This window comes from Bacillus xiamenensis (genome assembly GCF_001857925.1).
Lineage (GTDB): Bacteria > Bacillota > Bacilli > Bacillales > Bacillaceae > Bacillus > Bacillus xiamenensis.
Genome location: NZ_CP017786.1, coordinates 954,523 through 977,971, shown reverse-complemented (window position 1 = coordinate 977,971; position 23,449 = coordinate 954,523). Strand labels below are relative to the sequence as shown.

General features: G+C 40.4%; 25 protein-coding genes, 1 pseudogene and 2 riboswitches. Of the genes and pseudogenes, 19 read left to right on the top strand and 7 right to left on the bottom strand.

The features are described 5' to 3' along the window. Window positions 1-77: 77 nt before the first annotated feature. A pseudogene (locus BK049_RS18760) lies at window positions 78-255 on the top strand (GMP synthase (glutamine-hydrolyzing)); the annotation flags it as partial. Between the two features lie 106 nt (window positions 256-361). Here the strand turns inward: BK049_RS18760 and BK049_RS04890 are convergent. The 5 genes from BK049_RS04890 to BK049_RS04870 all read right to left on the bottom strand — a co-directional run bounded on the left by BK049_RS04890 (window position 362) and on the right by BK049_RS04870 (window position 5,085). After that, the gene (locus BK049_RS04890) at window positions 362-2,728 is read right to left on the bottom strand and encodes a hypothetical protein (RefSeq protein ID WP_071167963.1); all 2,367 of its coding nucleotides are present in this window, start codon (window positions 2,726-2,728) and stop codon (window positions 362-364) included. Between the two features lie 90 nt (window positions 2,729-2,818). Further along, on the bottom strand, window positions 2,819-3,550 hold the full coding sequence (locus tag BK049_RS04885; protein WP_071167962.1) for a CPBP family intramembrane glutamic endopeptidase: 732 nt from the start codon (window positions 3,548-3,550) through the stop codon (window positions 2,819-2,821). Between the two features lie 94 nt (window positions 3,551-3,644). Further along, window positions 3,645-4,055 carry a hypothetical protein gene (locus BK049_RS04880; RefSeq protein WP_071167961.1) on the bottom strand — a complete coding sequence of 137 codons (411 nt, stop codon included), beginning with the start codon at window positions 4,053-4,055 and terminating at the stop codon, window positions 3,645-3,647. A gap of 5 nt (window positions 4,056-4,060) precedes the next feature. Further along, complete coding sequence (locus BK049_RS04875) at window positions 4,061-4,513, bottom strand: LytTR family DNA-binding domain-containing protein (protein WP_071167960.1); 453 nt, start codon at window positions 4,511-4,513, stop codon at window positions 4,061-4,063. A gap of 5 nt (window positions 4,514-4,518) precedes the next feature. Continuing rightward, on the bottom strand, window positions 4,519-5,085 hold the full coding sequence (locus BK049_RS04870; RefSeq protein ID WP_071167959.1) for a GNAT family N-acetyltransferase: 567 nt from the start codon (window positions 5,083-5,085) through the stop codon (window positions 4,519-4,521). A 131-nt stretch (window positions 5,086-5,216) separates the two neighbouring features. Between BK049_RS04870 and BK049_RS04865 the strand changes: the two genes are divergently transcribed. After that, a complete protein-coding gene (locus tag BK049_RS04865) occupies window positions 5,217-5,786 on the top strand; it encodes a hypothetical protein (protein WP_071167958.1) in 570 nt (189 codons plus the stop codon). A 44-nt stretch (window positions 5,787-5,830) separates the two neighbouring features. Here the strand turns inward: BK049_RS04865 and BK049_RS19695 are convergent, their stop codons facing one another. Then, window positions 5,831-6,004 (bottom strand): Fe3+ hydroxamate ABC transporter substrate-binding protein, encoded by a 174-nt coding sequence (locus tag BK049_RS19695; RefSeq protein ID WP_071167957.1) that lies wholly within the window; start codon window positions 6,002-6,004, stop codon window positions 5,831-5,833. Between the two features lie 178 nt (window positions 6,005-6,182). On the opposite strand from BK049_RS19695, the gene BK049_RS04855 reads away from it, so the two are divergent. Further along, the gene (locus tag BK049_RS04855; RefSeq protein WP_047946429.1) at window positions 6,183-6,728 is read left to right on the top strand and encodes a sigma-70 family RNA polymerase sigma factor; all 546 of its coding nucleotides are present in this window, start codon (window positions 6,183-6,185) and stop codon (window positions 6,726-6,728) included. Then, entirely contained in the window at window positions 6,697-8,142 is a 1,446-nt protein-coding gene (locus BK049_RS04850; protein ID WP_071167956.1) for a DUF4179 domain-containing protein, read from the top strand. Before BK049_RS04855 ends, BK049_RS04850 begins: the two co-directional genes overlap by 32 nt. Window positions 8,143-8,160: 18 nt before the next feature. On the opposite strand, the gene BK049_RS04845 is transcribed toward BK049_RS04850, so the two are convergent. Beyond that, on the bottom strand, window positions 8,161-9,348 hold the full coding sequence (locus BK049_RS04845) for an MFS transporter (RefSeq protein ID WP_008355738.1): 1,188 nt from the start codon (window positions 9,346-9,348) through the stop codon (window positions 8,161-8,163). Window positions 9,349-9,448: 100 nt separating this feature from the next. On the opposite strand from BK049_RS04845, the gene BK049_RS04840 reads away from it, so the two are divergent. From BK049_RS04840 to purF, 15 genes are all read left to right on the top strand, one after another. Further along, a complete protein-coding gene (locus BK049_RS04840; protein WP_008355741.1) occupies window positions 9,449-10,345 on the top strand; it encodes a LysR family transcriptional regulator in 897 nt (298 codons plus the stop codon). Window positions 10,346-10,460: 115 nt separating this feature from the next. Beyond that, window positions 10,461-10,562: riboswitch (purine riboswitch) on the top strand. 145 nt (window positions 10,563-10,707) lie between these two features. Continuing rightward, a complete protein-coding gene (locus tag BK049_RS04835; RefSeq protein ID WP_071169185.1) occupies window positions 10,708-12,033 on the top strand; it encodes an NCS2 family permease in 1,326 nt (441 codons plus the stop codon). 410 nt (window positions 12,034-12,443) lie between these two features. Further along, a complete protein-coding gene (locus tag BK049_RS19470; RefSeq protein ID WP_167358855.1) occupies window positions 12,444-12,605 on the top strand; it encodes a hypothetical protein in 162 nt (53 codons plus the stop codon). 18 nt (window positions 12,606-12,623) lie between these two features. Beyond that, window positions 12,624-12,806 (top strand): YezD family protein, encoded by a 183-nt coding sequence (locus BK049_RS04830; RefSeq protein WP_008355746.1) that lies wholly within the window; start codon window positions 12,624-12,626, stop codon window positions 12,804-12,806. Window positions 12,807-13,017: 211 nt separating this feature from the next. Then, window positions 13,018-13,809: a hypothetical protein gene (locus BK049_RS04825; RefSeq protein ID WP_071167955.1), complete on the top strand. Its 792-nt coding sequence runs from the start codon at window positions 13,018-13,020 to the stop codon at window positions 13,807-13,809. A gap of 205 nt (window positions 13,810-14,014) precedes the next feature. After that, on the top strand, window positions 14,015-14,569 hold the full coding sequence (locus BK049_RS04820) for a DUF2179 domain-containing protein (RefSeq protein WP_008344300.1): 555 nt from the start codon (window positions 14,015-14,017) through the stop codon (window positions 14,567-14,569). Then, window positions 14,566-14,766 carry an NETI motif-containing protein gene (locus BK049_RS04815; protein ID WP_008344299.1) on the top strand — a complete coding sequence of 67 codons (201 nt, stop codon included), beginning with the start codon at window positions 14,566-14,568 and terminating at the stop codon, window positions 14,764-14,766. Before BK049_RS04820 ends, BK049_RS04815 begins: the two co-directional genes overlap by 4 nt. Window positions 14,767-14,845: 79 nt before the next feature. Beyond that, window positions 14,846-14,947, top strand: a riboswitch (purine riboswitch). 168 nt (window positions 14,948-15,115) lie between these two features. Continuing rightward, window positions 15,116-15,604 carry a 5-(carboxyamino)imidazole ribonucleotide mutase gene (gene purE, locus BK049_RS04810; protein WP_071167954.1) on the top strand — a complete coding sequence of 163 codons (489 nt, stop codon included), beginning with the start codon at window positions 15,116-15,118 and terminating at the stop codon, window positions 15,602-15,604. Continuing rightward, complete coding sequence (purK, locus tag BK049_RS04805) at window positions 15,597-16,739, top strand: 5-(carboxyamino)imidazole ribonucleotide synthase (RefSeq protein WP_008355752.1); 1,143 nt, start codon at window positions 15,597-15,599, stop codon at window positions 16,737-16,739. The genes purE and purK overlap by 8 nt, the downstream gene beginning before the upstream one ends. Next, window positions 16,736-18,031 (top strand): adenylosuccinate lyase, encoded by a 1,296-nt coding sequence (purB, locus tag BK049_RS04800; RefSeq protein ID WP_008355754.1) that lies wholly within the window; start codon window positions 16,736-16,738, stop codon window positions 18,029-18,031. Before purK ends, purB begins: the two co-directional genes overlap by 4 nt. A 72-nt stretch (window positions 18,032-18,103) precedes the next feature. Further along, window positions 18,104-18,826 (top strand): phosphoribosylaminoimidazolesuccinocarboxamide synthase, encoded by a 723-nt coding sequence (gene purC, locus BK049_RS04795; RefSeq protein WP_008355756.1) that lies wholly within the window; start codon window positions 18,104-18,106, stop codon window positions 18,824-18,826. Further along, window positions 18,819-19,073 (top strand): phosphoribosylformylglycinamidine synthase subunit PurS, encoded by a 255-nt coding sequence (gene purS, locus BK049_RS04790; RefSeq protein ID WP_003214349.1) that lies wholly within the window; start codon window positions 18,819-18,821, stop codon window positions 19,071-19,073. Before purC ends, purS begins: the two co-directional genes overlap by 8 nt. Continuing rightward, complete coding sequence (purQ, locus tag BK049_RS04785) at window positions 19,070-19,753, top strand: phosphoribosylformylglycinamidine synthase subunit PurQ (protein ID WP_008355760.1); 684 nt, start codon at window positions 19,070-19,072, stop codon at window positions 19,751-19,753. The genes purS and purQ overlap by 4 nt, the downstream gene beginning before the upstream one ends. Then, window positions 19,737-21,968 (top strand): phosphoribosylformylglycinamidine synthase subunit PurL, encoded by a 2,232-nt coding sequence (purL, locus tag BK049_RS04780; protein ID WP_071167953.1) that lies wholly within the window; start codon window positions 19,737-19,739, stop codon window positions 21,966-21,968. Before purQ ends, purL begins: the two co-directional genes overlap by 17 nt. After that, window positions 21,944-23,374 (top strand): amidophosphoribosyltransferase, encoded by a 1,431-nt coding sequence (gene purF / locus BK049_RS04775; RefSeq protein ID WP_071167952.1) that lies wholly within the window; start codon window positions 21,944-21,946, stop codon window positions 23,372-23,374. The genes purL and purF overlap by 25 nt, the downstream gene beginning before the upstream one ends. Window positions 23,375-23,449: the final 75 nt, after the last annotated feature.

Genomic DNA, 23,449 nt, shown 5'->3' with positions numbered 1-23,449 from the left:
TGGTTCTCTTTTTCTTGAAATGCTTTAATGAATGGCTAGGTATAATCTTTTACATAAAGTAGTGTCATAGGATACGATACACAATCGGCATCCGTGCAGTTACATCTATTGATGGTATGATGAGTGACTTGGGCAAGAATCCCTTGGGAAGTGCTTGATAAGATATCAACTCGTATCGTCAATGATGTGAAGCATATTAATCGCGTGGTGTATGATATTACGAGTAAGTCGCCTACTAAGATTGAGTGGGGGTAGGCATACAAAAGAGCCGGGTTCGTTTGATAACAACAGTTTCGGCTCTTTTGTATGATCGGTGTTGCATTGTTTGTTTTTAGTTTTATGAAAGCTATTAATAAAAAAGTTAACCAAAAAGAATTTTTTCTAATTTAATAGAAAGCTGCCTCAAACTAGCCTTCCCAATTTTTCCGTGGACTGAATTTTTAAGTTTTTCATAAATTGTTTCTAGATATTCATCTAATGTCATATCTATTCTATCAAGGATAGATATTCCACCAGTTTTAAACGCATCTAAAAACTGTGTGTTTTTGAAATTTTGTTCATATCTACTATCAGTAATTTTTAACGCAAAAAATGTGAATATAGATTCTCTGTTTAAAATAATATATGTGTCTCCTCCATTTCCATATGTGATAGACTCAAGAAATAGATTATTTGCCGAGACTCTCATTTTATAATTTACGATGAATTCATAATACAACAGACTGACTATATTCAAATCATCAACTATGCTTTTCATATCTAGAGGTATTTCTCGTAGTAAATATTCCATTGAATTTGTTAACTCTTCATATTTCGTTATTTTTGGTATTTTATCAACGGCACGTAAAAATTCAATACAAAGATTTTTAATCATCCTTAAATCAGTTTCTGTTTGTTGTGTTGTTAGGACAATTTTATGTAAATATTTGTTGTTAGGTGATAATATCGCTTGAATCAATAATATTTTAAGAGGTGAGATCCGACTATAAGCAAATTGATCATAGTAGTCCATATTTTCAATTTGCTTTTCTCTGTCTGTATAAATAGTCGTTAGCACTTTGAATGTGATTCTGTGATTTATATTAGTTTTTGCAACTATTTTGGCGGATGAAAAATATAAATTTTTTTTCTCGTCCTCTTCAGCCCAATGAAATGCATTTATTAATTTTCTTTTGAAATATAAAGTATTATCATTCCACTTTTCATTAGCTGGGTAAAGTAATTGATATAATGAATAGGCAATGAGGTATTCCTTATTCAATAAAGAAATTAGCTTTTCCAATTTTTCATTCTCAGAAATGTTCTCTCTTAAATTACCATGACTTCTAATTAAGTAATCAAACACTGCTTTTGAAAACAGTTCATCATTGTCGTATCTCGAAAAGGTAGGTAGGTCAAACTGAGATTCTGAAATTAGATATTTTTGAGCTATTTTCTCCCATTTGTATTTCTCGATTTTAGAATAATATTTTAAAAAATCAGTTGTTTTGTTCTTTTTTTCTGACTTAAATTTCATGTTGAAATTGTTTTTTTTGATATCTGTATACAACTCCTCCATTTTAGTTGAATCAGAAACTGCTTCTTCTATTAACAGATCGAATAAATAAATATGAATATTTCCTATTTGTTTATTTAAGACTGAACTAAAATCAAGTTCATTTATATTTTTTTCTAATAACTTTGGTGATTCATCTAATAAACGGTTAAAAGTGTACATATCTTGGTCAATAATTTTTTTTAAGTAGTACCAATCAATTTCCTTTTGAATATCAGATAAGTATTCCCATTTTTTGTATATGAATCTTTTGTAATTATCATATAAATAAATTTCTTCTTCCCCAAAACGATGTTTCTCGATTCGGATCCTTTTGAATTTTCCATATTTTGAGCCTACCTCAATATCTATTTTAGAAAATACTTTGTTTAAGAAGTAGCCAATTGAATGATTATCTAATTTTGAGATATCATATTTGAGAACTCTAAAGAAAAATCTTATATCGTCATAATCAAACTTACTTTTATACATTTTTCTGAATAGTCTATAATACTTTTTAGATATTGATTCATTTATAGTATGTTCTAATCCTATATCTGATTTTCCTTTTATTAGAAATAGCATGCGGATAATTTGTAGGCTCATTCCAATTAAAAAGATGTAAATCCAAAATAGCATTGTAACACTTGTTTGCCAGGCAAAGATTAGATTGTCTTTCAGTTCTCCATTAGTATTAATAATTAGAATAGGAGAAGTAATAGTTAAAAATAATATCAATAGAAATGGTTTAGTTTGCGTAATCTGATACCAAATAGACGTATCTGCTAAATGTTTAATTTTACTTCTTCCTAAATATTTAACTTTATCACTGTCACCAACTAAAAATTGCAAAAAACCTATATAAATACCATAGATACTTAAAAGTCCAACAACAAATCCATATACACTAACTAAATTAAAATATTGATTTTGATATTCAATAAATTTGATTCCAAATTCACATTGAACAATAAACAAAGAAAAATATAAAACTAAAAATAATGATTTACTAAACCGTGGTAAATTTCTTTCAGATAAAAGAACATCTCCGATGAAGTTTACCAATTTTGTACCAAGTTTTGTTTGAATCATTAACAGTTGGATTTTTAGTTTAATTGTTGATAAAAACAAAGATATTAAAAATGCTATTATTAAAAATCCAATAAATGTAATTTCGTTATCGAATATTCCCAAGATATAACCTCGCTTCTTTTCGTTTTTCTAAGCTGGTTGTATACACACACACACGTCTCATTCGTCATTTTCCCTTATCTACTGATATTTTTATTGTTTGTATTTCACTTTCTTCGTCCTTAAATATCTCCACAACACCACCGCAAGAACAAGCAAAATGACACATTGAATTGACAGTAAAAGCATTTGCAATTCCACAGATGTTTGCCCATTTGTCATTTGATCCACGATATTATGCACTGCGTGCCATATGATGACCCATTGCAGGCTGTTTGTGAGTGCCACAATTTCAGCTGCAACGAATCCAAATAAGAAGGCGAATAGGATTTGAGCAACGGTTAAGGTGAGGCTTTTTCCACTTAAAAGATTCGCAGCATGACCAAGACTGAATAGTACGGCGGAACCCCATATGGCGGTGCTTAGATTGATTTGCTTTAAATATTGAAACAGAATGCCGCGAAAAATACCTTCTTCAAAAATACCGACACAGACCATGAAGAAGCAAAGTGCCGTAAAGGAAGAGAGGGATAAATCCGTGTTTAATCCAGCGATGAACGGGATGGCCTCGATGATAAGGATGGGAATGACCCACATCCCGAGAGCCCCTTTTCGGCAGCCTATTTCTTTCAAGTGAAAACGGCTTTTCTGAATAATCAATAGAAGAAAAAGACACCCAGCCAGCATGGCACAGCCATTGATGATATAGATGGTCATAGGATCGGTCACTTCTTTGATGGATATATAGACACCTGCACTTGTTGGAATAATTAAAGAAAACAGCAGTAGAAGCACAGCTTTTCGAATGATTGTCATTGGTTTCATTGTTGATTCCTCCTCTAATGTCAGAGTAGTGGAATCAAGCAGAAACCTCAATCAAATCTTCCTAACCTGTCAATTTTTAACCCTAAGATGCATATTAAGATGTAGTTCGTTTTTTTCGCTGCTGTAAAAGGTCATTGATTTCCGCAGCGGTTGCCTGATCTTTTTTATACAATAGGTACTTAATTAAAAAGAATAATGCCATGACCACAAGGAAATTCACGATGAACGAAAGAAGACTGATTTCACCGCTGACGATAATGATAGTTGTCATTATCATACACATCACAAGGACAATATATAGGATTTGTTGAAAAAGAATCCGTTGATGGCTATATGTTTGTTTTGGGTATAGCAAGAAAGTCAGGGCGCTTGAAAAAAAGGAATTGGAAATGATCGCTTCTAAAATGTAAATCGGCATCGATCCAAATGTGAAACAGTAAATCAACACTAAGGCTGTAAAGATCATACAAAATGTGATCAAAAGATTGATGATGTAACGTTTCATTCTATTCACTTCCTCCGTAATCCAAGCTTCTCTTTTAATGCTTGAATATAAAAACGTGAAATCATTACTTTTTCTTCATTTTTAAGGCTTGCTTCAAAACGGCCACTTGTTTTAGGAGAAATGAAGGCGATAGAATCAATATTCAGAATCATCGATTTCGAGATTCTGACATAATCATGCGCTTCAAGGTGTTCTTCAAGTTCAAATAACTTTTCCTTTATGAGAAAAACCCCGTCTGTCGTATACAAAAACGATTTTTTATCAACACTTTCAATATATAAAATGTCGTGATAATAGATTTTTTTCATGCTTTCTTTCTCAGGGTCTTTCGCTAGGAAGAAGGGGGCTGATTGCTCCACTTGCTGGACAAGCTTTGCAATCGTCGGATTGAGCTCATAAATGTGAAAAGAAACATATTCTGATTGCGGCTTTTGAATGAAATGAATATCTGTTTTCATTTGTTTTATTTGTAATCCCTCTTCAAAATCGAATACATAAACACATCATCAAACCCATTTTGACCAAGATCATACTCCCTCAATAAACCCTCTCGTACAAATTTAATCTTCTCCAATAATTGAACAGAGGATGTATTAGCTGGATCAATAATCGCTTCAATCCGATTCAGGTTCATTTCCTGAAACCCATATCGTAACACCGCAGCAATCGCCTCGCTCATAATGCCTTTTCTCCAATGATCGTGATGCAATTCATAGCCAATTTCCGTGCGGCAGTGCTGTTTTTCCAAGTTAAGAAATCCACAGCTGCCGACGATCGCAGGATCATCTTTTAAAGAAATGCCCCAGCGGATGCCTGTTTGTTCTTTGAAGATGTTGTCATACCACTGGATTTCTCCTTTTGTGTCTTCAATCGTTTTATGAGCATCAATTCCCATGTAGCGGCACACGGTTTCATTGGATAAATAGATGTGCATATCCTCAGCGTCTTCGATCGTCGCTTGTTTTAAGATTAGTCTTTCGGTATGTATTGTTGGAAATGATTGCGGGAATATCAGTTCACGTCTAGTCATATTTTTCTCCTTGTGCAATTTTATTTAAATTATACCTGTACTGGTCGATTTTGTGTAATGCTTTGGTGTAATATGAGAATATGATTGTGGGAATAATTCACAAACGAATTCGATAAAAGAGGATAATTGAAATGGGCATTTTTCTAATTATGATCGTCATCGTGATGATCGCCGTATCTTTAGTGATCTATTTATTTATAAAGGGAATCATTCAATCTAAAGTGCTAGTGATTGTAGGTTCTGTTTTAGGAGGAACCGCACTATTTGTTTGGGTGGCTATGTTTTTTAATTTTCACTCTGTATCTTTAATAAATGAATCGTTAGGTCATTTTAAGATCGGTGAAAAATTTGAGGGAGATCATACTTTTGCGGAGAATACTCAATTCTCTCATCCTAAACAGAGGGTCTATATGGAAAAAGAAAATCAAGATTTTGTAGTATCAGTTGATCAACATCATCGAGTAACATCTATTTACAATCAGTCAAAACAGAAAAATCTTCAAACATCTAAGGGAGTTAAAATAGGAGAAGATTATTCATCTGTGATACAAACATATGGAGAGCAATTCAAGAAGCTCTGGTTTGTCGAAGGGTATAGCAAAGGTATACAATACCAAGATCAATCAAATGGCATCATTTTGGAGTTCTTTTTCAATGACGAGACACTAGCACTCATTGAACTTCGTAGTAAGCGGGAGTGAAATAGTAGAAAGTAAAAACGAGCATTCTATTGAAGTGCTCGTCTTTATGTTGTTTTTTCATAACATGCCTTACAATAAAAAACCCCTTCATTTCTCAGCCAAGCCTTTACTTCTGTCATCCCTCGTCTCTTTGGATAGAACAGTTTGACGTACACTTCTTCGTTACCTTCTATCTTCTTCTGACAGCTAGCACATGTGGGTTCTTCCAATAGAAACAATCAATCTCTTCCTTTTCGTAGATATTTCTTCCATTATATCAATATTCAACACGATCTTTGCGGCCCATTCTTCACTTTTTCTATTTTTGTCCGACATATGCTAAGTAAAAGAAATTTCTATTTGTTGAAACCGTTTGTGAGAAAGTGTGCTCTAACAGGTGTAGGAGGTGTGGATGAGATGAAGCAAGTGCGTCTAATTAAAAAAGCACAAAAAGGGAATGTCCCGGCATTTGAGACATTAATGCTGATGTATCAAGAGCGTTTATATAAAACGGCTTTTCTCTATACAAGAAATAAAGAGGATTCGTTAGATGCTGTTCAAGAGACGGTCATTAAAGCGTTTAAACATTTATCTGGATTAAAAGAACCGGCTTATTTTTCTACATGGCTGACTAGGATCTTGATTCATACGATTTTTGCGATGAAGAAAAAGCAGCAAGATGTTGTTCCGTTTGAACAGCAGCATGAGAGCGTTGAGCGGCATGATTTTTTGGAAGACAAGCTCGATTTAAAAAATGCACTAGATGTGTTAGATGAGCAATATCAGCTCGTGATTCAGCTGTTTTATTTTCAAGATTATTCGATTTCAATGATTTCTGAACAGATGGGTGTGCCCGAAGGAACGGTCAAAACTCATTTGTATCGTGCAAGAAAGTTATTAAAGCAAACATTGGAGAAGGAGGAGAGTGTCGATGGAACGAAAAGAAATGAAAAAGCTCTATGATGAGATTGATGTACCAAAGGTTGAAGTGACCTCTGTGATTCGTCAAGCAATGGGAGATGTGAAAGCGGAAAAGAAAAGACGTTGGTTCACATGGAATTGGAGAACGCCAATATATTCTGCCATCGTACTAATCGTTCTTTATTTTTCATCCGGCTTCCTTTTTCCTTCTCTTAATACAGCGATGGCTCGAGTGCCACTTGTTGGACAGTTATATATGATGTTTCACGATAAAGTAGGTATGTCTCTTTTTCAGAGTGAGTTGGTGAAGCATGTCAATGAGGGGGCTGAATCAAGAGGGGTTACTGTGAAAGTAAACAGTGTGTATTATGATGCTGGGCGGCTTGTTTATACGTTTACTGTGGAGAACTTTCATACAAAAGAAGATTTTATACCGATCAACATTGATTCAGATCAGATCAATGAAAATTTCCAACCAAATACAAGTGGTCCAGAGTTGAAAAAACTAAAAGATGGTCGATATGCTGGACGAATAGAATTCTATACAAATGGACAAATGATTAAGCAAGGTCAAAAAGCACAACTCGTGATTTCGAAAATTGGAGATATTGTAGGGAATTGGCGATTTGAGTTGCCTGTGGTTAAGCAAAAAACCATCTTATTAGCAGGACAAAAAGAAGTATCTATTTTAAATGGACGTTATCAATTGAAAGATATCAAGGTGGAAAATGGAGTGAATTCCTCTGTGATTCAATATGCGATTGATTACAATGGTATCGCAAAAGACGATGAAGTTTTAATAGATAGAATGAGAGATAATTTAGGAAATAAGTACAGACTTGAGACTGGGACAAGATTTGAGGAAAAACAACTTTCAAACAAAAAAACTAGGATAAATCATATGACAATCTTAAATCAGCCAATCGATCCAAAGGCAACAGAACTAACATTTTTTACCACTTTATGGGTAGAACATGAAGAAAGTAAAATCATTCCCCTCCAGACGAAGCTGCCTATTCAGTTCAAGACAAAGCATTATGGGATTGGGATTAAAATTAATAAAATTGAGCAAAAAGGCCGTTCTGTGATAGTAGATTATCAATTTACTGGAGTAGGCCAGAAAGAATTAGATGAAGGTGTGATGAAGAATGCAGGGGAATGGATAGGATTAGGCGATGTTAAAAAAATGAAATCATGGCCTGACCCTGAAGCAGATTATGAGAACGGATATTACTTGAAGGGGAACAATGCAAAAGTGACCAATTTAAAGACAGCTTCTATGCAATCCACCTTTGAATTTGATGTGAAGGAGTTAGACAAATTATCATTAAACCATTTTTCATTTAAGGATTATGGGCTTTATCTTAATTTGTCAGATTTGAATTTGTTGGCACCACATAAAGATATCACTGTAACCATTCCAGTCAAAAAAGAAACTTCAAAAGCTAGTCGATAAATAAGCGAGCGAACATGGTTATACATGTTCGCTTTTTGTTTGTTGATGCACCAGTCGATTGCGGTTGAACGAATACCCAATCAGCATTAGCGCCACAAGGCTTGCTAACCCGCCAATCCAGCTTAAATTTGTTACGTTTGTATATTGGATTATCACGCCGCCTATTGACGATCCGAGCATCATGCCGATGTTCATGACCGCTGTATTAAAACTTAGCACGGTTTCCGATGCTTGGGGTTTCAGGGAGATCAGATAAAATTGTTTCGCTGGTGTTGTCGTCCATGTTGCGGTGCCCCATATGGCGAGCGTGATGAAGACGCCAACTATAGAGAATTGTGTAAAGGATAACGCAAAGAGAGTGAGCATCTGAACCGTGATGCTGATTGCAATGGTTCGATTTGGTCCCCATTGATCGACGGCGAAGCCGCCAAAGCGTGAGCCAATAAAAGCAGAAATTCCTAAGATGAGCAGGGCAATGCTGATCATGTCAAGAGTAAATCCGGCCGTCTGCCGCAATAATGGCGAGATATAAGCAAATACCATTGTATATCCTAAAATCCAAAAAGCTGTCGTGGCTAAACCACTTAACACCCTGCGGTCTTGAAGAATTTGCATTTGCTGTTTGAATGGCACATGGGAATGTCCCTCCATAGGCGGTAATAATCGATACAGAAGAAACAAGAGACAAGCGGTCCCTATTGCAATGATGAGAAAAATGGCATGCCAATCTACATATCCTGATAAAAATGTTCCAATCGGTACACCGAGTACTAGTGATACTGTAAATCCAGTGATCACCGTTGCCATCGCACGTCCCTTTTTTTCTGGCGGGGCGAGCTGCGCTGCATGATTCGTTGCAAGCACAATATATAAGCCGCCACTCATGGCCATCATGACCCGCGAAAGCATGAGCAGCATGAAATGATGGCTAAAAAAGGCAAGCACATTACCTGCTATAAACATGGAAATCGCCGATAAAAGAACTTTTTTTCGATTCAATTTCGATGTGGCCATGACTAAAAAGAGGGCACCCACGGCATAAAAAAGAGAATAGATGGTAATGAGCTGTCCCGCAACCGGGATGGAGATGCGCAGATCGTCAGAAATGATGTCCAGTATGCCTGATACGACGAATTCTGAAGTACCTGTGACGAAAGAACCGACGGCTAAAAGAAATATGAGCAATGGATAAGATGTACTTTTCATTTTGAACCCTTCCTCCATGTTGAAACGTTGTGTTCATTTTAAATTGCGTGCTAACATAAGTAAAATTGATATTTTTCATGAAGGAGATGAGTGAATACTCATGAGTTTTGTTCGTTTCGAAACAATGGCAAAGGTGATCGAGCTAGGCAGTTTTACCGCTGCAGCTGAAGCATTAAATATGACGCAGTCTGCCGTGAGTCATGCGGTGGCAAGCTTAGAGACGGAGTGGGGCGTGTCTTTATTCATTCGTGACCGGAAAAAGGGTATCATGCTGACAGACATCGGTCGAACCCTGCTCCCTCATATAAGAGAAGTGTTAAATAGAGTGGAGAAGATTCAGCAGGAAATTGCGCTGACGAAAAATATTGAAACAGGCTTAATTCGGATTGGAACCTTTGCCAGTGCATCGGCTTGTTTATTGCCGAAACTGCTTGTGAGCTATCAGAAAAAGCATCCGAAAATTGAATTTAAGTTCTATGAGGGGACATATGAAGAAATATTGGAGTGGCTTCATTCCGGCATTATTGATGTTGGTTTTGTTGTAAAAGGTGAAGCGGATGAAGCATTTGATCTGCTGCCACTGATTCAAGATGAAATGGTGGTCGCCTATCATGAAAATCATCGTTTTCAGCAGCAACCGATTGTAGAGATGGCAGAGTTAGCGGATGAACCGTTTATTATGCCAACTGGCATGTATCAATCACATGTAGAGGATATTTTTTCAAAGGCGCACATCAAGCCGGCTACTTTATTTGAAGTGCACGACTGTACGACCATTGCCCGTATGGTTGGGGAAGGGCTCGGTGTGACGATAGGTCCTAAGTTATTCTTGAAAACGCAGCAGCATGTGCAGATTAGTCAGTTGAATGTGGCGCATCATCGTGAGGTGGCGCTTGCCTGTCCAGCGCTTACACATGCTTCCCCGGCAGTAAAAGAGTTTTTCCATGTAGCTGAATCGGTTTTTGCAAAGGATAGGAATTCAGTGAAGGGTGTATAAAGAACTAGATGTGATTTTCCAAATTCGTGTAATAAGACGAATGAAGCGGACATTTCTTTCAGAAATGTTCGCTTTTCGTATTGTGTTTTAAAAATGAAGTTGGTACAATAGACACAGAAATCAAATAGATAGAAGTCGTATAATCGCGGGGATATGGCCCGCAAGTTTCTACCAAGCTACCGTAAATGGCTTGACTACGTCAATTCACACTCGTTTGATATAAATCATGCATTGTTCTTGTTTGATGTCACGGTCTGAATTCACATTGTAGTCAAGCGTCCCAAAAACTGTTGGGGCGTTTTTTATTTGACTTGTGAATGGGGCAGACTAAAGCAAAAGGACATGAAGGGAGTCAGTTGGCTTTGAAACAGTTTTTTCAGTTTGATGAGTTAGGTACAAATTATCGCAGAGAGATCATCGGCGGTTTAACGACCTTTTTGTCGATGGCCTACATCTTGTTTGTCAATCCGATCACACTTGCTTTAGTAGCAGTACCGGATTTTCCAGATAAATTACGAATTGATCAGGGGGCTGTCTTTACAGCTACGGCGTTAGCTTCTGCGGCAGGGTGTTTCCTGATGGGGTTAATCGCCAGGTATCCGATTGCGATTGCACCAGGTATGGGACTGAATGCGTTTTTCGCTTTCTCGGTTGTTCTTGGTATGGGAATCTCATGGCAGGCAGCACTTTCAGGTGTTTTTGTTTCAGGATTAATTTTCGTTGCTCTTTCTTTAACAGGTTTTCGTGAAAAAATCATCAATGCCATTCCGGCTGAGCTGAAGCTGGCTGTTGGTGCAGGGATTGGTTTGTTTATTACGTTTGTGGGTCTACAAGGCTCTGGTATTATCGCCAATAATGATAATACGCTCGTTTCAATTGGAAATATTCATAGTGGCCCTGTGCTGTTAACGGTGTTTGGGATTGTTGTAACCGTCATTTTAATGGTTCTTCGAGTGAATGCAGGTGTCTTCATTGGGATGCTTGTGACAGCCATTGCTGGAATGATCTTTGGTCTTGTGCCAGTTCCATCTCAAATTATCGGAAGCATTCCAAGCTTGAATCCAACCTTTGGCCAAGCCTTGATTCACTTGCCAGATATTTTCTCCATTCAAATGCTTATTGTCATTTTAACGTTCCTATTCGTTGGGTTCTTTGATACAGCTGGTACACTTGTGGCTGTGGCAACGCAGGCTGGTTTAATGAAAAATAATGAGCTGCCGCGTGCAGGAAAAGCACTGCTGGCGGATTCTTCTTCTATCGTCGTCGGTTCTATTCTTGGAACATCAACAACGACGTCTTATGTTGAATCTAGTTCAGGTGTTGCTGCGGGTGCCCGCTCTGGTTTTGCAGCCGTCATGACAGGTATTTTCTTCTTACTTGCGATGTTCTTCTCGCCGCTTTTATCTGTCGTGACACCGAATGTAACGGCACCTGCTTTAATCATTGTTGGTGCACTGATGGTAGCACCGCTTGCGAAGATTGCATGGGATCGTTTTGAGATTGCGGTACCAGCCTTTTTAACCATGATTATGATGCCACTCACATACAGCATTGCGACAGGGATTGCGATTGGCTTCATTTTCTACCCGATCACTATGATCTTTAAAGGAAAAGCAAAAGAAGTGCATCCAATTATGTACGGATTGTTTGTCATCTTTATTCTATACTTTGCTTTCTTAAATCATTAATCATTCGTCTGAAACAGCAGCTCACGGAAGCTGCTGTTTCAGCGTGTAGACAAACCCTCGCATTCTTTGTCAGTCCTGCGTGCCGGTGCTCACGAATGTCAAATTCGCTCCGCGCCGGTACTCGTCCTTCCTAGACTGCAAAGGTTTTCATGTCACGCTGAAAAGAAGACAAAGGGCTAAAATAAAGTTCATTTTAGCCCTTTGTCAACAATCTGACAGCAGCTCATGGAAGCTGCTGTTTTTTTGTAGGAAAATTTTAAAAACATAGTTGACTTATAGGAATTATCTGTTTATGATAAAAAGACATAATTCGCTGATTGGATCACCAAAGGCGCTTTGATTTCCTTTTTCAATAGAAGGTTTCAGAGTGCCTTTTTTTCTTTGATTGATGAAAAAGGGGAGGGGATGTCTTGTCACGCTGGCTTAGGCAGGTGATTGAGCGGAAAAAGCAGGATTTGATTGAGAAGCTCCTGTTATGGGGGCATGAAGAAAAACAGGAAGCACTCATGCATTATACGATTCATGAGTTGGAAAATGAGGTTCTCTATTTAAAAGAACGAAAGCAAAAGTAGTGGGATGGGGGATGAGCGATGGATGAACAAAAGCTGAATTTTATTTTATCTGCCTTAAAAGGCATTGAATACGGATCGGTGGTGATCACCATCCACAATGGACAAATTACACAAGTCGATACAACAGAAAAGACCCGTTTCCCTACTCATCAGGAGAATCTTCGGGTACAGAAAGCAAAGAGGAGTCACTATCGTTCATGATGAGCTCATACAAGCTGATGCAGTCATCAGCTTTTTTGTTTTGTCTTATTTTCTCTCCATTTAAAACCTCTGCCGTCTTTTATCCGTCTATTCGTATGAAGGTCAAGGAATCTTGACTGAATCGAAAGACTCCGCTACTTTAATAGGAGTCATCCGAACAGGTCATTCGTTGAGCCTGTGCGGATTGTGTTTGGATAGGAGTTGATATGAGATGTTAGAGAAAGATCAAGAGCAGGTCACATCTGAAACGAAAAACGAAGAGCCATCAATAGATCAAGAAACAAGGCAATCCCGCCTCAGCCGCAGCGCAGCAAAACGAGGGAGAACCGCAAAGACAGCGGATGATGAACGTTCAGCCCTTCAGCGCATGATGAGAGGTGTGGGAGGTGCTTTTCAGCGCTATAGCTCATATGGGCTTGCGATGTTAAAATCACCTAGTCATGCTATAAATCAAGCGGAAACTTTACGCTTGAAGTACGCTTGGATTTCAATTGTGTTGTTCAGCGTGTTTTTTGCTTTAGGCAACTATGTTCAATTAAAGGCGTCAAAGACTCGTTTATTAGGCTTTGGCATTCATTATTCTTTTGGTGATGCCTTTTTGAAGGTAGCGGTCTTTACACTCGTTCTGTTGACACTCATGGTGCTGACGGTTTGGGTGCTTGGTAAGTACATGCTCAAAGGGAACATATCGCTAAAAGTAGTGATCATGAAGTTTGGTGCTGCGCTTGTACCAGTTTTGGTTTTATCCATCCTTTGGCTTGTATTTGCCATGCTGAATATTCCATATGTGACGGTCATTTTATCTGTGATGATGTTTGTCGGTCTCCAGTTAATTGCAGTGGTGCTCTTTCGTTCGATTCAATCAGCGCATGAAGCTGATCGAGGGGATTTGATGTATGCTGGCTGGGTCTTTTTATTGGTTGAGCTGGTCATCATTGCACTGCTGTGGGGCATTGTCGGAGAATATTTGATTCCTTCGCTTGTTCCTGTTCAGTTTGGATAAAACAGGCTCAAAACCTCCTTTGGTTAAAAAGGAGGTTTTTTCATGTTGAGAAGTGGGAAAAGCGGGTAAACTCTTGGTAACATAGACCACCCTTGTTGTCGAAAGATATATGTGTTTTTCTCGTGCAAATTTGATTGTATCAAGGTTTGTTCTCTAGTAGAATATGGGGTGCTTTATTTGATTTTTAGTGCAGGGGGTTCGAATCGTGCTTCAACAACTTTTATCCAATGCGTTCACCATGGTTTTGATCATTTTAGTGATTAACATTGTCTATGTCTCTTTTTCCACTATGCGTTTGATTTTAACAATGAAAGGCAGAAGGTACGCAGCCGCCTTTGCTGGTACAGTCGAGATGCTGATTTATGTCATTGGTTTGAGTATCGTGTTAGATAACTTAGATCAAGTCCAAAATGTCATTGCGTATGCGCTAGGCTATGGGATTGGGATTATTGTCGGGATGAAAATTGAAGAGAAGCTGGCACTTGGCTACATTACTGTGAACGTGATTACAAAAGAAATCGATCTAGATCTCCCAAAGCAATTGAGAGAAAAAGGATATGGTGTCACCAACTGGGTAGTAGGAGGTCTTGAAGGAGACCGGTCAGCGATGCAAATTTTAACACCGAGAAAATATGAACTGCAATTATATGAAACGATTAAAACGCTTGATTCAAAGGCGTTTATCATCTCGTATGAGCCCAAAACGATTCATGGCGGCTTCTGGGTGAAGGCCGTGAAGAAAAGGAGAATTAAAGAATGACCGCAAAACCAAAGAAGAAAAAATTTTATGTGGAGGACAACATGACGATTGATCAAGTGTTGTCTCAGATGGCAGAGGAAGGCTACTCGCCTGTCCGCCGAATGGAGGAGCCGATTTTTCAGGAAAAGAAGGAAAATGGGTCGATTCAGATCATTCCGATTGGTAAAAAAATCGTATTTGAGGGAAAAATACTCTAAATCCGAACATTAAAACGACGACTTCATAGATTGTTCGATAAATCCGTTGACATCATGAACATCCGTTGTTAAGATAAACATGAAATCAAAACACGAACCTCATATAATCTTGGGAATATGGCCCATAAGTTTCTACCCAGTTACCGTAAATGACTGGACTATGCAGGATAGTGAACAAAACTGACATGGCGTTTCAAAAGCGAACAGCGCTTACCATGGCCCGGTTTGTGTTGCTTCCTAACAATGCAATACAAACCGGGTCTTTTTGTTCGGCGTTTGACAAGCTACTTAGGTTTGGGAAGCGTGTCAAACGATACAAAATCGAATACAGCTTAAAGGTGGGGACAAAATGAAGCCGCTTGTAGGTGTCATCATGGGAAGTACATCTGATTGGGAAACAATGAAAAATGCGTGCGATATCTTAGAGGAACTAAACATTCCGTATGAAAAACAGGTTGTCTCTGCACACCGGACACCTGATTTGATGTTTGAATATGCGACTGAAGCAAGAGGCAAAGGACTCAAGGTCATTATTGCCGGTGCTGGAGGCGCAGCACATTTACCGGGGATGGTCGCAGCGAAAACGACACTGCCGGTCATTGGTGTGCCCGTACAATCAAAAGCATTAAACGGGCTGGATTCCTTATTATCCATCGTTCAAATGCCAGGCGGTGTACCTGTTGCTACAGTAGCGATTGGCAAAGCCGGTGCAACAAATGCAGGCCTGTTAGCCGCACAAATGATTTCAGCATTTGATGAAGCCGTTGCAGCTCGCCTTGAAGAAAGAAGAGAGCAAACAAAACAGACTGTACTAGAAAGCAGTGATCAGCTTGGCTAAGCAGACCCTTTTTCCAAACGCAACCATCGGTATCATCGGCGGCGGACAGCTTGGCAGATACATGGCCGTCAGTGCAAAGCAAATGGGCTACCGGGCAGCTGTCCTAGACCCTGTGACACAATCTCCTTGTGGACAGGTTGCAGATACGGAAATTACAGCCGCATACAGTGACCTTGAAGCGATAAGGCAGCTGGCGGACATTAGTGATGTGGTGACATATGAATTTGAAAATATTGATTATGATGCACTCAATCAGCTGAAGGAAGAGGCGTATTTACCGCAAGGAAGCGACCTTCTTCTGTTAACTCAAAACCGTGAAACGGAGAAAAAAGGGATTGTAGACGCAGGCTGTGAAGTAGCACCTTATCGCATCATTCATGATCAGAAAGAGCTAGAAGCCGCAATAGATGTACTTGGATTGCCAGCTGTGCTGAAAACATGCAGAGGCGGTTACGACGGTAAAGGACAATACGTCATCAAAGAGAAGGATCAGCTTCATGAAGCTACTGCACTCCTCACTCATGGGACGTGCATTTTAGAAAGCTGGGTCCCATTCCAAATGGAACTATCCGTGATTGTGACGAGGTCTGTTCATGGGGAAATTGCGGTATTCCCAGTTGCTGAGAACATTCATCAGCACAATATTTTATTCCAAAGCATTGTGCCTGCAAGAGTAGACGGCAGCATTCAGGAGAAAGCAAAAGAGCTGGCAACGACACTCGCTGAAAAACTTGGATTAGTCGGTACGCTTGCTGTAGAACTGTTCCTGACAAATGAAGGAAAGCTGATCGTTAATGAATTGGCACCACGCCCGCATAACTCTGGTCATTACACACTTGATTTATGTGAGACGAGTCAGTTTGAGCAGCACATTCGCGCCATATGTGGTTTGCCGCTTGGCGGTACAGCCCTTTTATCAGAGGGAATGATGGTGAACTTACTTGGCGATGAAGTGGATATCCCAAAAGAGCATCCTGAGCTTTTAAAGGAAGCGAAGCTTTATCTATATGGCAAGCATGAAGTGAAAGCCGGCCGCAAAATGGGACATATGACGTTTATGAAAAAGCTCGATGATGAATGGATGACAAACATCACAAAGATATGGACTGAAAGAGATGGAGGAAACGGGAAATGATCGAACGTTACGCACGACCAGAAATGTCAGCAATCTGGACAGAGGAAAACAAATTTAATGCATGGCTTGAAGTAGAAATTCTCGCTTGTGAAGCTTGGGCAGAACTTGGCGTTATTCCGAAAGAAGACGTTGTGACAATGCGCAAGAATGCAAGCTTTGATATTGGACGTATTTTAGAGATTGAACAAGACACGCGCCACGACGTGGTTGCCTTTACGCGTGCTGTATCTGAATCTCTAGGAGAAGAAAGAAAGTGGGTTCATTACGGGTTAACCTCTACAGACGTAGTGGATACGGCGCTTTCATATCTATTAAAACAGGCGAACGATATCTTGCTCAAGGACATTGAGAGATTTGTTGACATACTAAAAGAAAAAGCAAAAGAGCACAAATATACAGTCATGATGGGCCGTACACACGGTGTACACGCTGAACCGACAACATTTGGCCTGAAGCTTGCTCTTTGGTACGAAGAAATGAAGCGTAACTTAGAACGTTTTAAACAAGCAAAAGCTGGCATCGAATACGGTAAAATCTCTGGTGCTGTTGGCACATATGCGAACATTGACCCGTTTGTTGAGCAATATGTATGTGAGAAACTTGGCATCAAGGCTGCACCAATTTCAACCCAAACCTTGCAGCGTGATCGTCATGCCGATTACATGGCAACTCTTGCATTAGTCGCTACAAGCATTGAGAAATTTGCTGTTGAAATTCGCGGTCTTCAAAAGAGTGAAACACGTGAGGTAGAAGAATTCTTCGCAAAAGGACAAAAAGGATCATCTGCTATGCCGCATAAACGGAACCCAATCGGCTCTGAAAATATGACGGGGATTGCTCGCGTCATCCGTGGGTATATGCTGACTGCTTATGAAAATGTACCGCTTTGGCATGAGCGTGATATTTCTCATTCATCTGCTGAGCGCATCATTTTACCAGATGCAACGATTGCACTGAACTATATGCTAAACCGTTTCTCCAATATTGTGAAGAACTTGACGGTGTTCCCTGAGAATATGAAACGCAACATGGACCGCACACTTGGCTTGATCTACTCTCAGCGTGTTCTTCTTGCACTTATTGATACAGGTATGGCACGTGAAGAAGCATATGACACGGTTCAGCCAAAGGCGATGGAGGCTTGGGAAAAACAAGTACCATTCCGTTCATTAGTAGAAGCAGAGGAGAAAATCACTTCACGCTTAACACCTGAACAAATCGCTGACTGCTTCGATTACAACTATCACTTGAAAAATGTCGATATGATTTTCGAACGTCTAGGTCTTGCGTAAGAAATGGGCCGCCTGCTAGTCAGGCGACTCATCCTGAAAATTGCCAACATTCAAATTAGGAGGCCAATCTGAATGACTGTGAAACAAGAACTTCTCTACGAAGGCAAAGCGAAAAAAATCTATCAGACCGATGACGAGCATATTTTATATGTCGAATATAAAGACTCAGCTACAGCATTTAACGGTGAAAAGAAAGCGGAAATTGAAGGAAAAGGCAGACTGAACAACGAAATTTCCAGCTTAATCTTTCAAATGCTACATGAGAAAGGGATCAACAATCACTTTGTGAAACGCCTATCTGAAACAGAACAGCTCATTCAAAAGGTAGACATCGTACCGCTTGAAGTCGTTGTGCGAAACGTGGTGGCAGGCAGTATGTCAAAGCGTCTTGGGATTCCAGAGGGAACGAAACTGGACACACCTTTGATCGAGTTTTACTACAAAGATGATGCACTCGGCGATCCACTCATTACAGAAGATCATATTCGCATTTTACATGCAGCGACACCTGAGCAGGTCGAGGAAATGAAACAAATCACAAGACAAGTGAATGAAGAATTGAAGCAAATCTTCTCAGATTGCCATGTGAATTTAATTGATTTCAAGCTTGAATTCGGAATAGATCACGAGAATCGTATTTTGCTAGCTGATGAGATTTCACCTGATACGTGCAGGCTTTGGGACAAAGACACAAACGAAAAGCTTGATAAAGATGTGTTCAGACGAAACCTGGGCGGCTTAACGAATGCATACGAAGAAATTTTCAAAAGACTTGGAGGCCATAAACATGTATAAAGTGAAAATTTTTGTCAGCTTAAAAGAGAGCGTTCTTGATCCACAGGGAAGTGCCGTGCAGCACGCGTTGCACAGCATGTCTTATCAGGAAGTAAAGGATGTCCGTATCGGGAAATACATGGAGCTTGTCATTGAAAAATCAGATCGTGATTTAGATACAGTGGTCAAAGAAATGTGTGAAAAATTGCTTGCCAACACGGTGATTGAAGATTACCGCTATGAGGTGGAGGAGGTTGTCGCACAGTGAAGTTTGCAGTGATCGTCTTGCCTGGCTCTAACTGTGATATCGACATGTACCATGCGATTCAAGATGAGTTAGGTGAACAAGTTGAATATGTATGGCACGACGAAACGAGTCTTGACGGATTTGACGCTGTACTCGTACCAGGCGGTTTCTCTTATGGGGATTACTTAAGATGCGGTGCGATTGCTCGTTTTTCTAACATCATGCCGGCTGTGAAAAAAGCAGCTGCGGAAGGAAAACCTGTTCTTGGTGTTTGTAACGGGTTCCAAATTCTTCAGGAGCTTGGCATTCTTCCAGGAGCGATGAGACGCAATAAAGACCTCAAATTTATTTGTCGACCAGTTGAACTCATTGTAGAGAACAACGAAACACTATTTACAAGCGGCTATCAAAAAGGCGAATCCATTACGATTCCTGTAGCACACGGTGAAGGCAACTTCTACTGTGATGAAGACACGTTAGCGAAGCTGATTGAACGAGGCCAAATCGCCTTCACTTATGGAGACGATATTAACGGCAGTGTCAATCGCATTGCAGGTGTAACGAATGAACAGGGCAATGTACTCGGCATGATGCCGCACCCTGAGCGCGCGGTTGATTCATTACTAGGCAGCGCAGACGGACTTAAATTGTTTCAATCTATCGTGAAAAATTGGAGGGACACTCATGTCACTACTGCTTGAACCAAGTCACAAGCAAATTAAAGAAGAGAAATTGTATCAGCAAATGGGATTGAGTGATGAAGAATTCGCTTTAATCGAATCCATTATTGGTAGGCTGCCAAACTACACAGAAACAGGTATCTTTTCTGTGATGTGGTCAGAGCATTGCAGTTATAAAAACTCAAAGCCTGTTTTAAGCAAATTCCCGACGAAAGGAGAGCATGTTCTTCAAGGTCCTGGGGAAGGCGCTGGAATCGTTGATATTGGAGACAACCAAGCGGTTGTATTTAAAATCGAATCACATAACCATCCATCTGCAATTGAACCGTATCAAGGAGCGGCAACAGGTGTCGGCGGGATTATCCGTGATGTTTTCTCCATGGGGGCGCGTCCAATTGCTGTATTAAACTCTCTTCGTTTTGGTGAACTGACTTCACCGCGCGTGAAGTACTTGTTTGAAGAAGTAGTGGCAGGGATCGCAGGCTATGGAAACTGTATTGGGATTCCAACAGTCGGCGGAGAAGTTCATTTTGATGAAAGCTATGAAGGCAACCCGCTCGTTAACGCGATGTGCGTAGGGTTAATCAATCATGAGGACATCAAAAAAGGGCAGGCCAAAGGTGTCGGCAATACGGTCATGTACGTTGGGGCCAAGACAGGACGTGACGGAATTCACGGCGCAACATTTGCCTCTGAAGAATTTTCTGATGAATCAGAAGAAAAGCGTTCAGCTGTTCAAGTGGGCGATCCGTTCATGGAAAAGCTATTGCTTGAAGCGTGTCTTGAAGTCATCAAAAATGATGCGCTCGTAGGTATTCAAGATATGGGAGCGGCTGGTTTAACTAGCTCAAGTGCGGAAATGGCAAGTAAAGCAGGCTCTGGTATCGAGATGAACCTAGACCTGATCCCTCAGCGTGAAACAGGCATGTCAGCATACGAAATGATGCTGTCTGAATCTCAAGAGAGAATGCTTTTGGTCATTGAAAAAGGCCGTGAGCAAGAAATCATTGATATCTTTAAAAAATATGATCTTGAAGCTGTATCTGTCGGTCATGTGACAGACGATAAAATGCTTCGTTTACTCCATCAAGGTGAAGTGGTGTGTGAGCTTCCAGTTGATGCCCTTGCAGAAGAAGCGCCAGTTTATCACAAGCCGTCAAGTGAGCCTGCATACTATCGTGAGTTCTTAGAAACAAAAGTAGAAGCACCTGAGATCACAGATGCAGCACATACGTTAAAACAGCTCCTTCAGCAGCCAACAATTGCGAGTAAAGAATGGGTTTACGATCAATACGACTATATGGTTCGAACAAATACAGTTGTTGCACCGGGCTCTGATGCGGGTGTTCTAAGAATTCGTGGAACGAAAAAAGCTCTTGCGATGACAACAGATTGTAACGCACGTTATCTCTACCTTGATCCAGAGGTCGGCGGTAAGATTGCAGTCGCAGAAGCAGCACGTAACATTGTCTGCTCAGGCGCTCGTCCTCTTGCTGTGACAGATAACCTAAACTTCGGTAACCCGGAGAAACCAGAAATTTTCTGGCAGATTGAAAAGTCTGCTGACGGCATTAGTGAAGCTTGCCGCACATTAAGCACGCCGGTGATCGGCGGGAACGTCTCTTTATACAATGAATCAAATGGAACAGCGATTTACCCAACACCAGTCATTGGAATGGTTGGTTTGGTTGAAGATACAGCTCATATTACGACTCAATCGTTCCAGCAGGCAGGCGATGTCATTTTCGTCATTGGTGAAACGAAGGAAGAATTTGCTGGCAGTGAGCTTCAAAAGATGACAGAAGGCCGTATCTACGGAAAAGCGCCAGAAATTGATTTGGATGTAGAACTGGCGCGTCAGAAAGCCCTTCTAGCAGCGATTCAAAACGGACTTGTTCAATCAGCACATGATGTGTCTGAAGGCGGTCTTGGTGTAGCACTAGCTGAGAGTACATTTGGAACAAAGGGACTTGGCGCTGATATCCAGATTGATCTAAACAGCGCAGCATTATTATTCAGTGAATCACAGTCACGTTTTGTCGTAACTGTTAAGACAGAAAACCGTGAAGCATTTGCTGCGGCTGTGAAAGATGCAAAAGAAGTTGGAACGGTCACAAATGATGGTGTGTTTTCCGTCAAAAATCAAGAAGGACAACAATGGATTCATGCAGCGGTCAACGAGCTTGAACGTGCATGGAAAGGAGCGATCCCATGCTTGCTGAAATCAGAGGCTTAAACGAAGAGTGTGGTGTCTTTGGGGTTTGGGGACACGACGAAGCCCCTCAAATCACCTATTACGGATTGCACAGCCTTCAGCACCGAGGACAAGAAGGTGCGGGAATTATTGCAACAGATGGTGAAAACCTGACATCACATAAAGGCCTTGGACTGATTACGGAAGTGTTCCAAAATGGTGAGCTAAAGGATTTAAAGGGAAAAGGTGCGATTGGACACGTTCGGTATGCGACAGCAGGCGGAGGCGGCTTTGAAAATGTGCAGCCCCTCTTCTTCCGCTCGCAAAACAATGGTAGTCTTGCCCTTGCTCATAATGGAAACTTAGTCAATGCAACGCAATTAAAACAGCAGCTAGAGAACCAAGGAAGCATTTTTCAAACATCCTCTGATACCGAAGTGCTGGCTCACTTAATTAAGCGCAGCGGATATGTTGATTTGAAGGATCAAATCAAAAATGCCCTGTCTATGCTGAAAGGAGCATATGCTTTCTTAATCATGACGGAAACAGAAATGATTGTGGCGCTTGATCCGAATGGCTTACGTCCACTTTCACTTGGTATGCTTGGAGACGCTTATGTTGTCGCTTCTGAAACATGTGCATTTGATGTCGTGGGTGCCGCATATTTACGTGATGTGGAGCCTGGTGAAATGCTTATCATTAATGACGAAGGGCTGAAGTCAGAACGCTTTTCGATGAACATTAACCGTAGCATGTGCAGCATGGAATACATTTATTTCTCAAGACCTGACAGCAATATCAATGGCATCAATGTGCATAGTGCGAGAAAGAATCTTGGCAAAAAGCTTGCAGAAGAAGCGCATGTGGAAGCAGATGTTGTGACAGGGGTGCCAGATTCGAGTATTTCTGCCGCAATTGGATATGCCGAAGCGACAGGTATTCCATATGAGCTTGGTTTAATTAAAAACCGTTATGTCGGCCGGACATTTATTCAGCCGTCTCAATCATTGCGTGAGCAGGGCGTGCGAATGAAGCTATCTGCTGTACGCGGGGTGGTCGAAGGAAAACGTGTCGTGATGGTGGATGATTCCATCGTACGCGGAACAACAAGCCGCCGAATTGTCACGATGCTAAGAGAAGCGGGTGCAACGGAAGTGCATGTACGCATTAGTTCACCGCCAATTGCTCACCCGTGTTTTTATGGAATTGATACGTCCACACACGAAGAGCTCATCGCCTCCTCTCATTCAGTAGAAGAAATTAGACAGGAAATCGGTGCAGACTCCATTGCATTTTTATCTGTAGACGGTTTAATGGACGGGATTGGCAGAAAGTATGATGATCCGCAGCGTGGTCAGTGTCTAGCATGCTTTACTGGAAAATACCCGACGGAAATTTATGAAGATACGGTCCTTCCTCACGTGAAGGAAACGGTCCTGACGAAATAATCGAATAATGGAGCAGCAGTCAAGATGATTTGATATGCTGCTCTTTCATTCTGCCGAAAATAAAAGGAAGACAAG

Coding starts and splice junctions, on each gene's coding strand:
- BK049_RS04885 (WP_071167962.1), bottom strand. CDS start 3,550: ATGAAACCAATGACAATCATTCGAAAAGCTGTGCTTCTACTGCTGTTT.
- BK049_RS04880 (WP_071167961.1), bottom strand. CDS start 4,055: ATGAAACGTTACATCATCAATCTTTTGATCACATTTTGTATGATCTTT.
- BK049_RS04875 (WP_071167960.1), bottom strand. CDS start 4,513: ATGAAAACAGATATTCATTTCATTCAAAAGCCGCAATCAGAATATGTT.
- BK049_RS04870 (WP_071167959.1), bottom strand. CDS start 5,085: ATGACTAGACGTGAACTGATATTCCCGCAATCATTTCCAACAATACAT.
- BK049_RS04865 (WP_071167958.1), top strand. CDS start 5,217: ATGGGCATTTTTCTAATTATGATCGTCATCGTGATGATCGCCGTATCT.
- BK049_RS04855 (WP_047946429.1), top strand. CDS start 6,183: ATGAAGCAAGTGCGTCTAATTAAAAAAGCACAAAAAGGGAATGTCCCG.
- BK049_RS04850 (WP_071167956.1), top strand. CDS start 6,697: ATGGAACGAAAAGAAATGAAAAAGCTCTATGATGAGATTGATGTACCA.
- BK049_RS04845 (WP_008355738.1), bottom strand. CDS start 9,348: ATGAAAAGTACATCTTATCCATTGCTCATATTTCTTTTAGCCGTCGGT.
- BK049_RS04840 (WP_008355741.1), top strand. CDS start 9,449: ATGAGTTTTGTTCGTTTCGAAACAATGGCAAAGGTGATCGAGCTAGGC.
- BK049_RS04830 (WP_008355746.1), top strand. CDS start 12,624: ATGGATGAACAAAAGCTGAATTTTATTTTATCTGCCTTAAAAGGCATT.
- BK049_RS04825 (WP_071167955.1), top strand. CDS start 13,018: ATGTTAGAGAAAGATCAAGAGCAGGTCACATCTGAAACGAAAAACGAA.
- BK049_RS04815 (WP_008344299.1), top strand. CDS start 14,566: ATGACCGCAAAACCAAAGAAGAAAAAATTTTATGTGGAGGACAACATG.
- purE (WP_071167954.1), top strand. CDS start 15,116: ATGAAGCCGCTTGTAGGTGTCATCATGGGAAGTACATCTGATTGGGAA.
- purB (WP_008355754.1), top strand. CDS start 16,736: ATGATCGAACGTTACGCACGACCAGAAATGTCAGCAATCTGGACAGAG.
- purC (WP_008355756.1), top strand. CDS start 18,104: ATGACTGTGAAACAAGAACTTCTCTACGAAGGCAAAGCGAAAAAAATC.
- purS (WP_003214349.1), top strand. CDS start 18,819: ATGTATAAAGTGAAAATTTTTGTCAGCTTAAAAGAGAGCGTTCTTGAT.
- purL (WP_071167953.1), top strand. CDS start 19,737: ATGTCACTACTGCTTGAACCAAGTCACAAGCAAATTAAAGAAGAGAAA.
- purF (WP_071167952.1), top strand. CDS start 21,944: ATGCTTGCTGAAATCAGAGGCTTAAACGAAGAGTGTGGTGTCTTTGGG.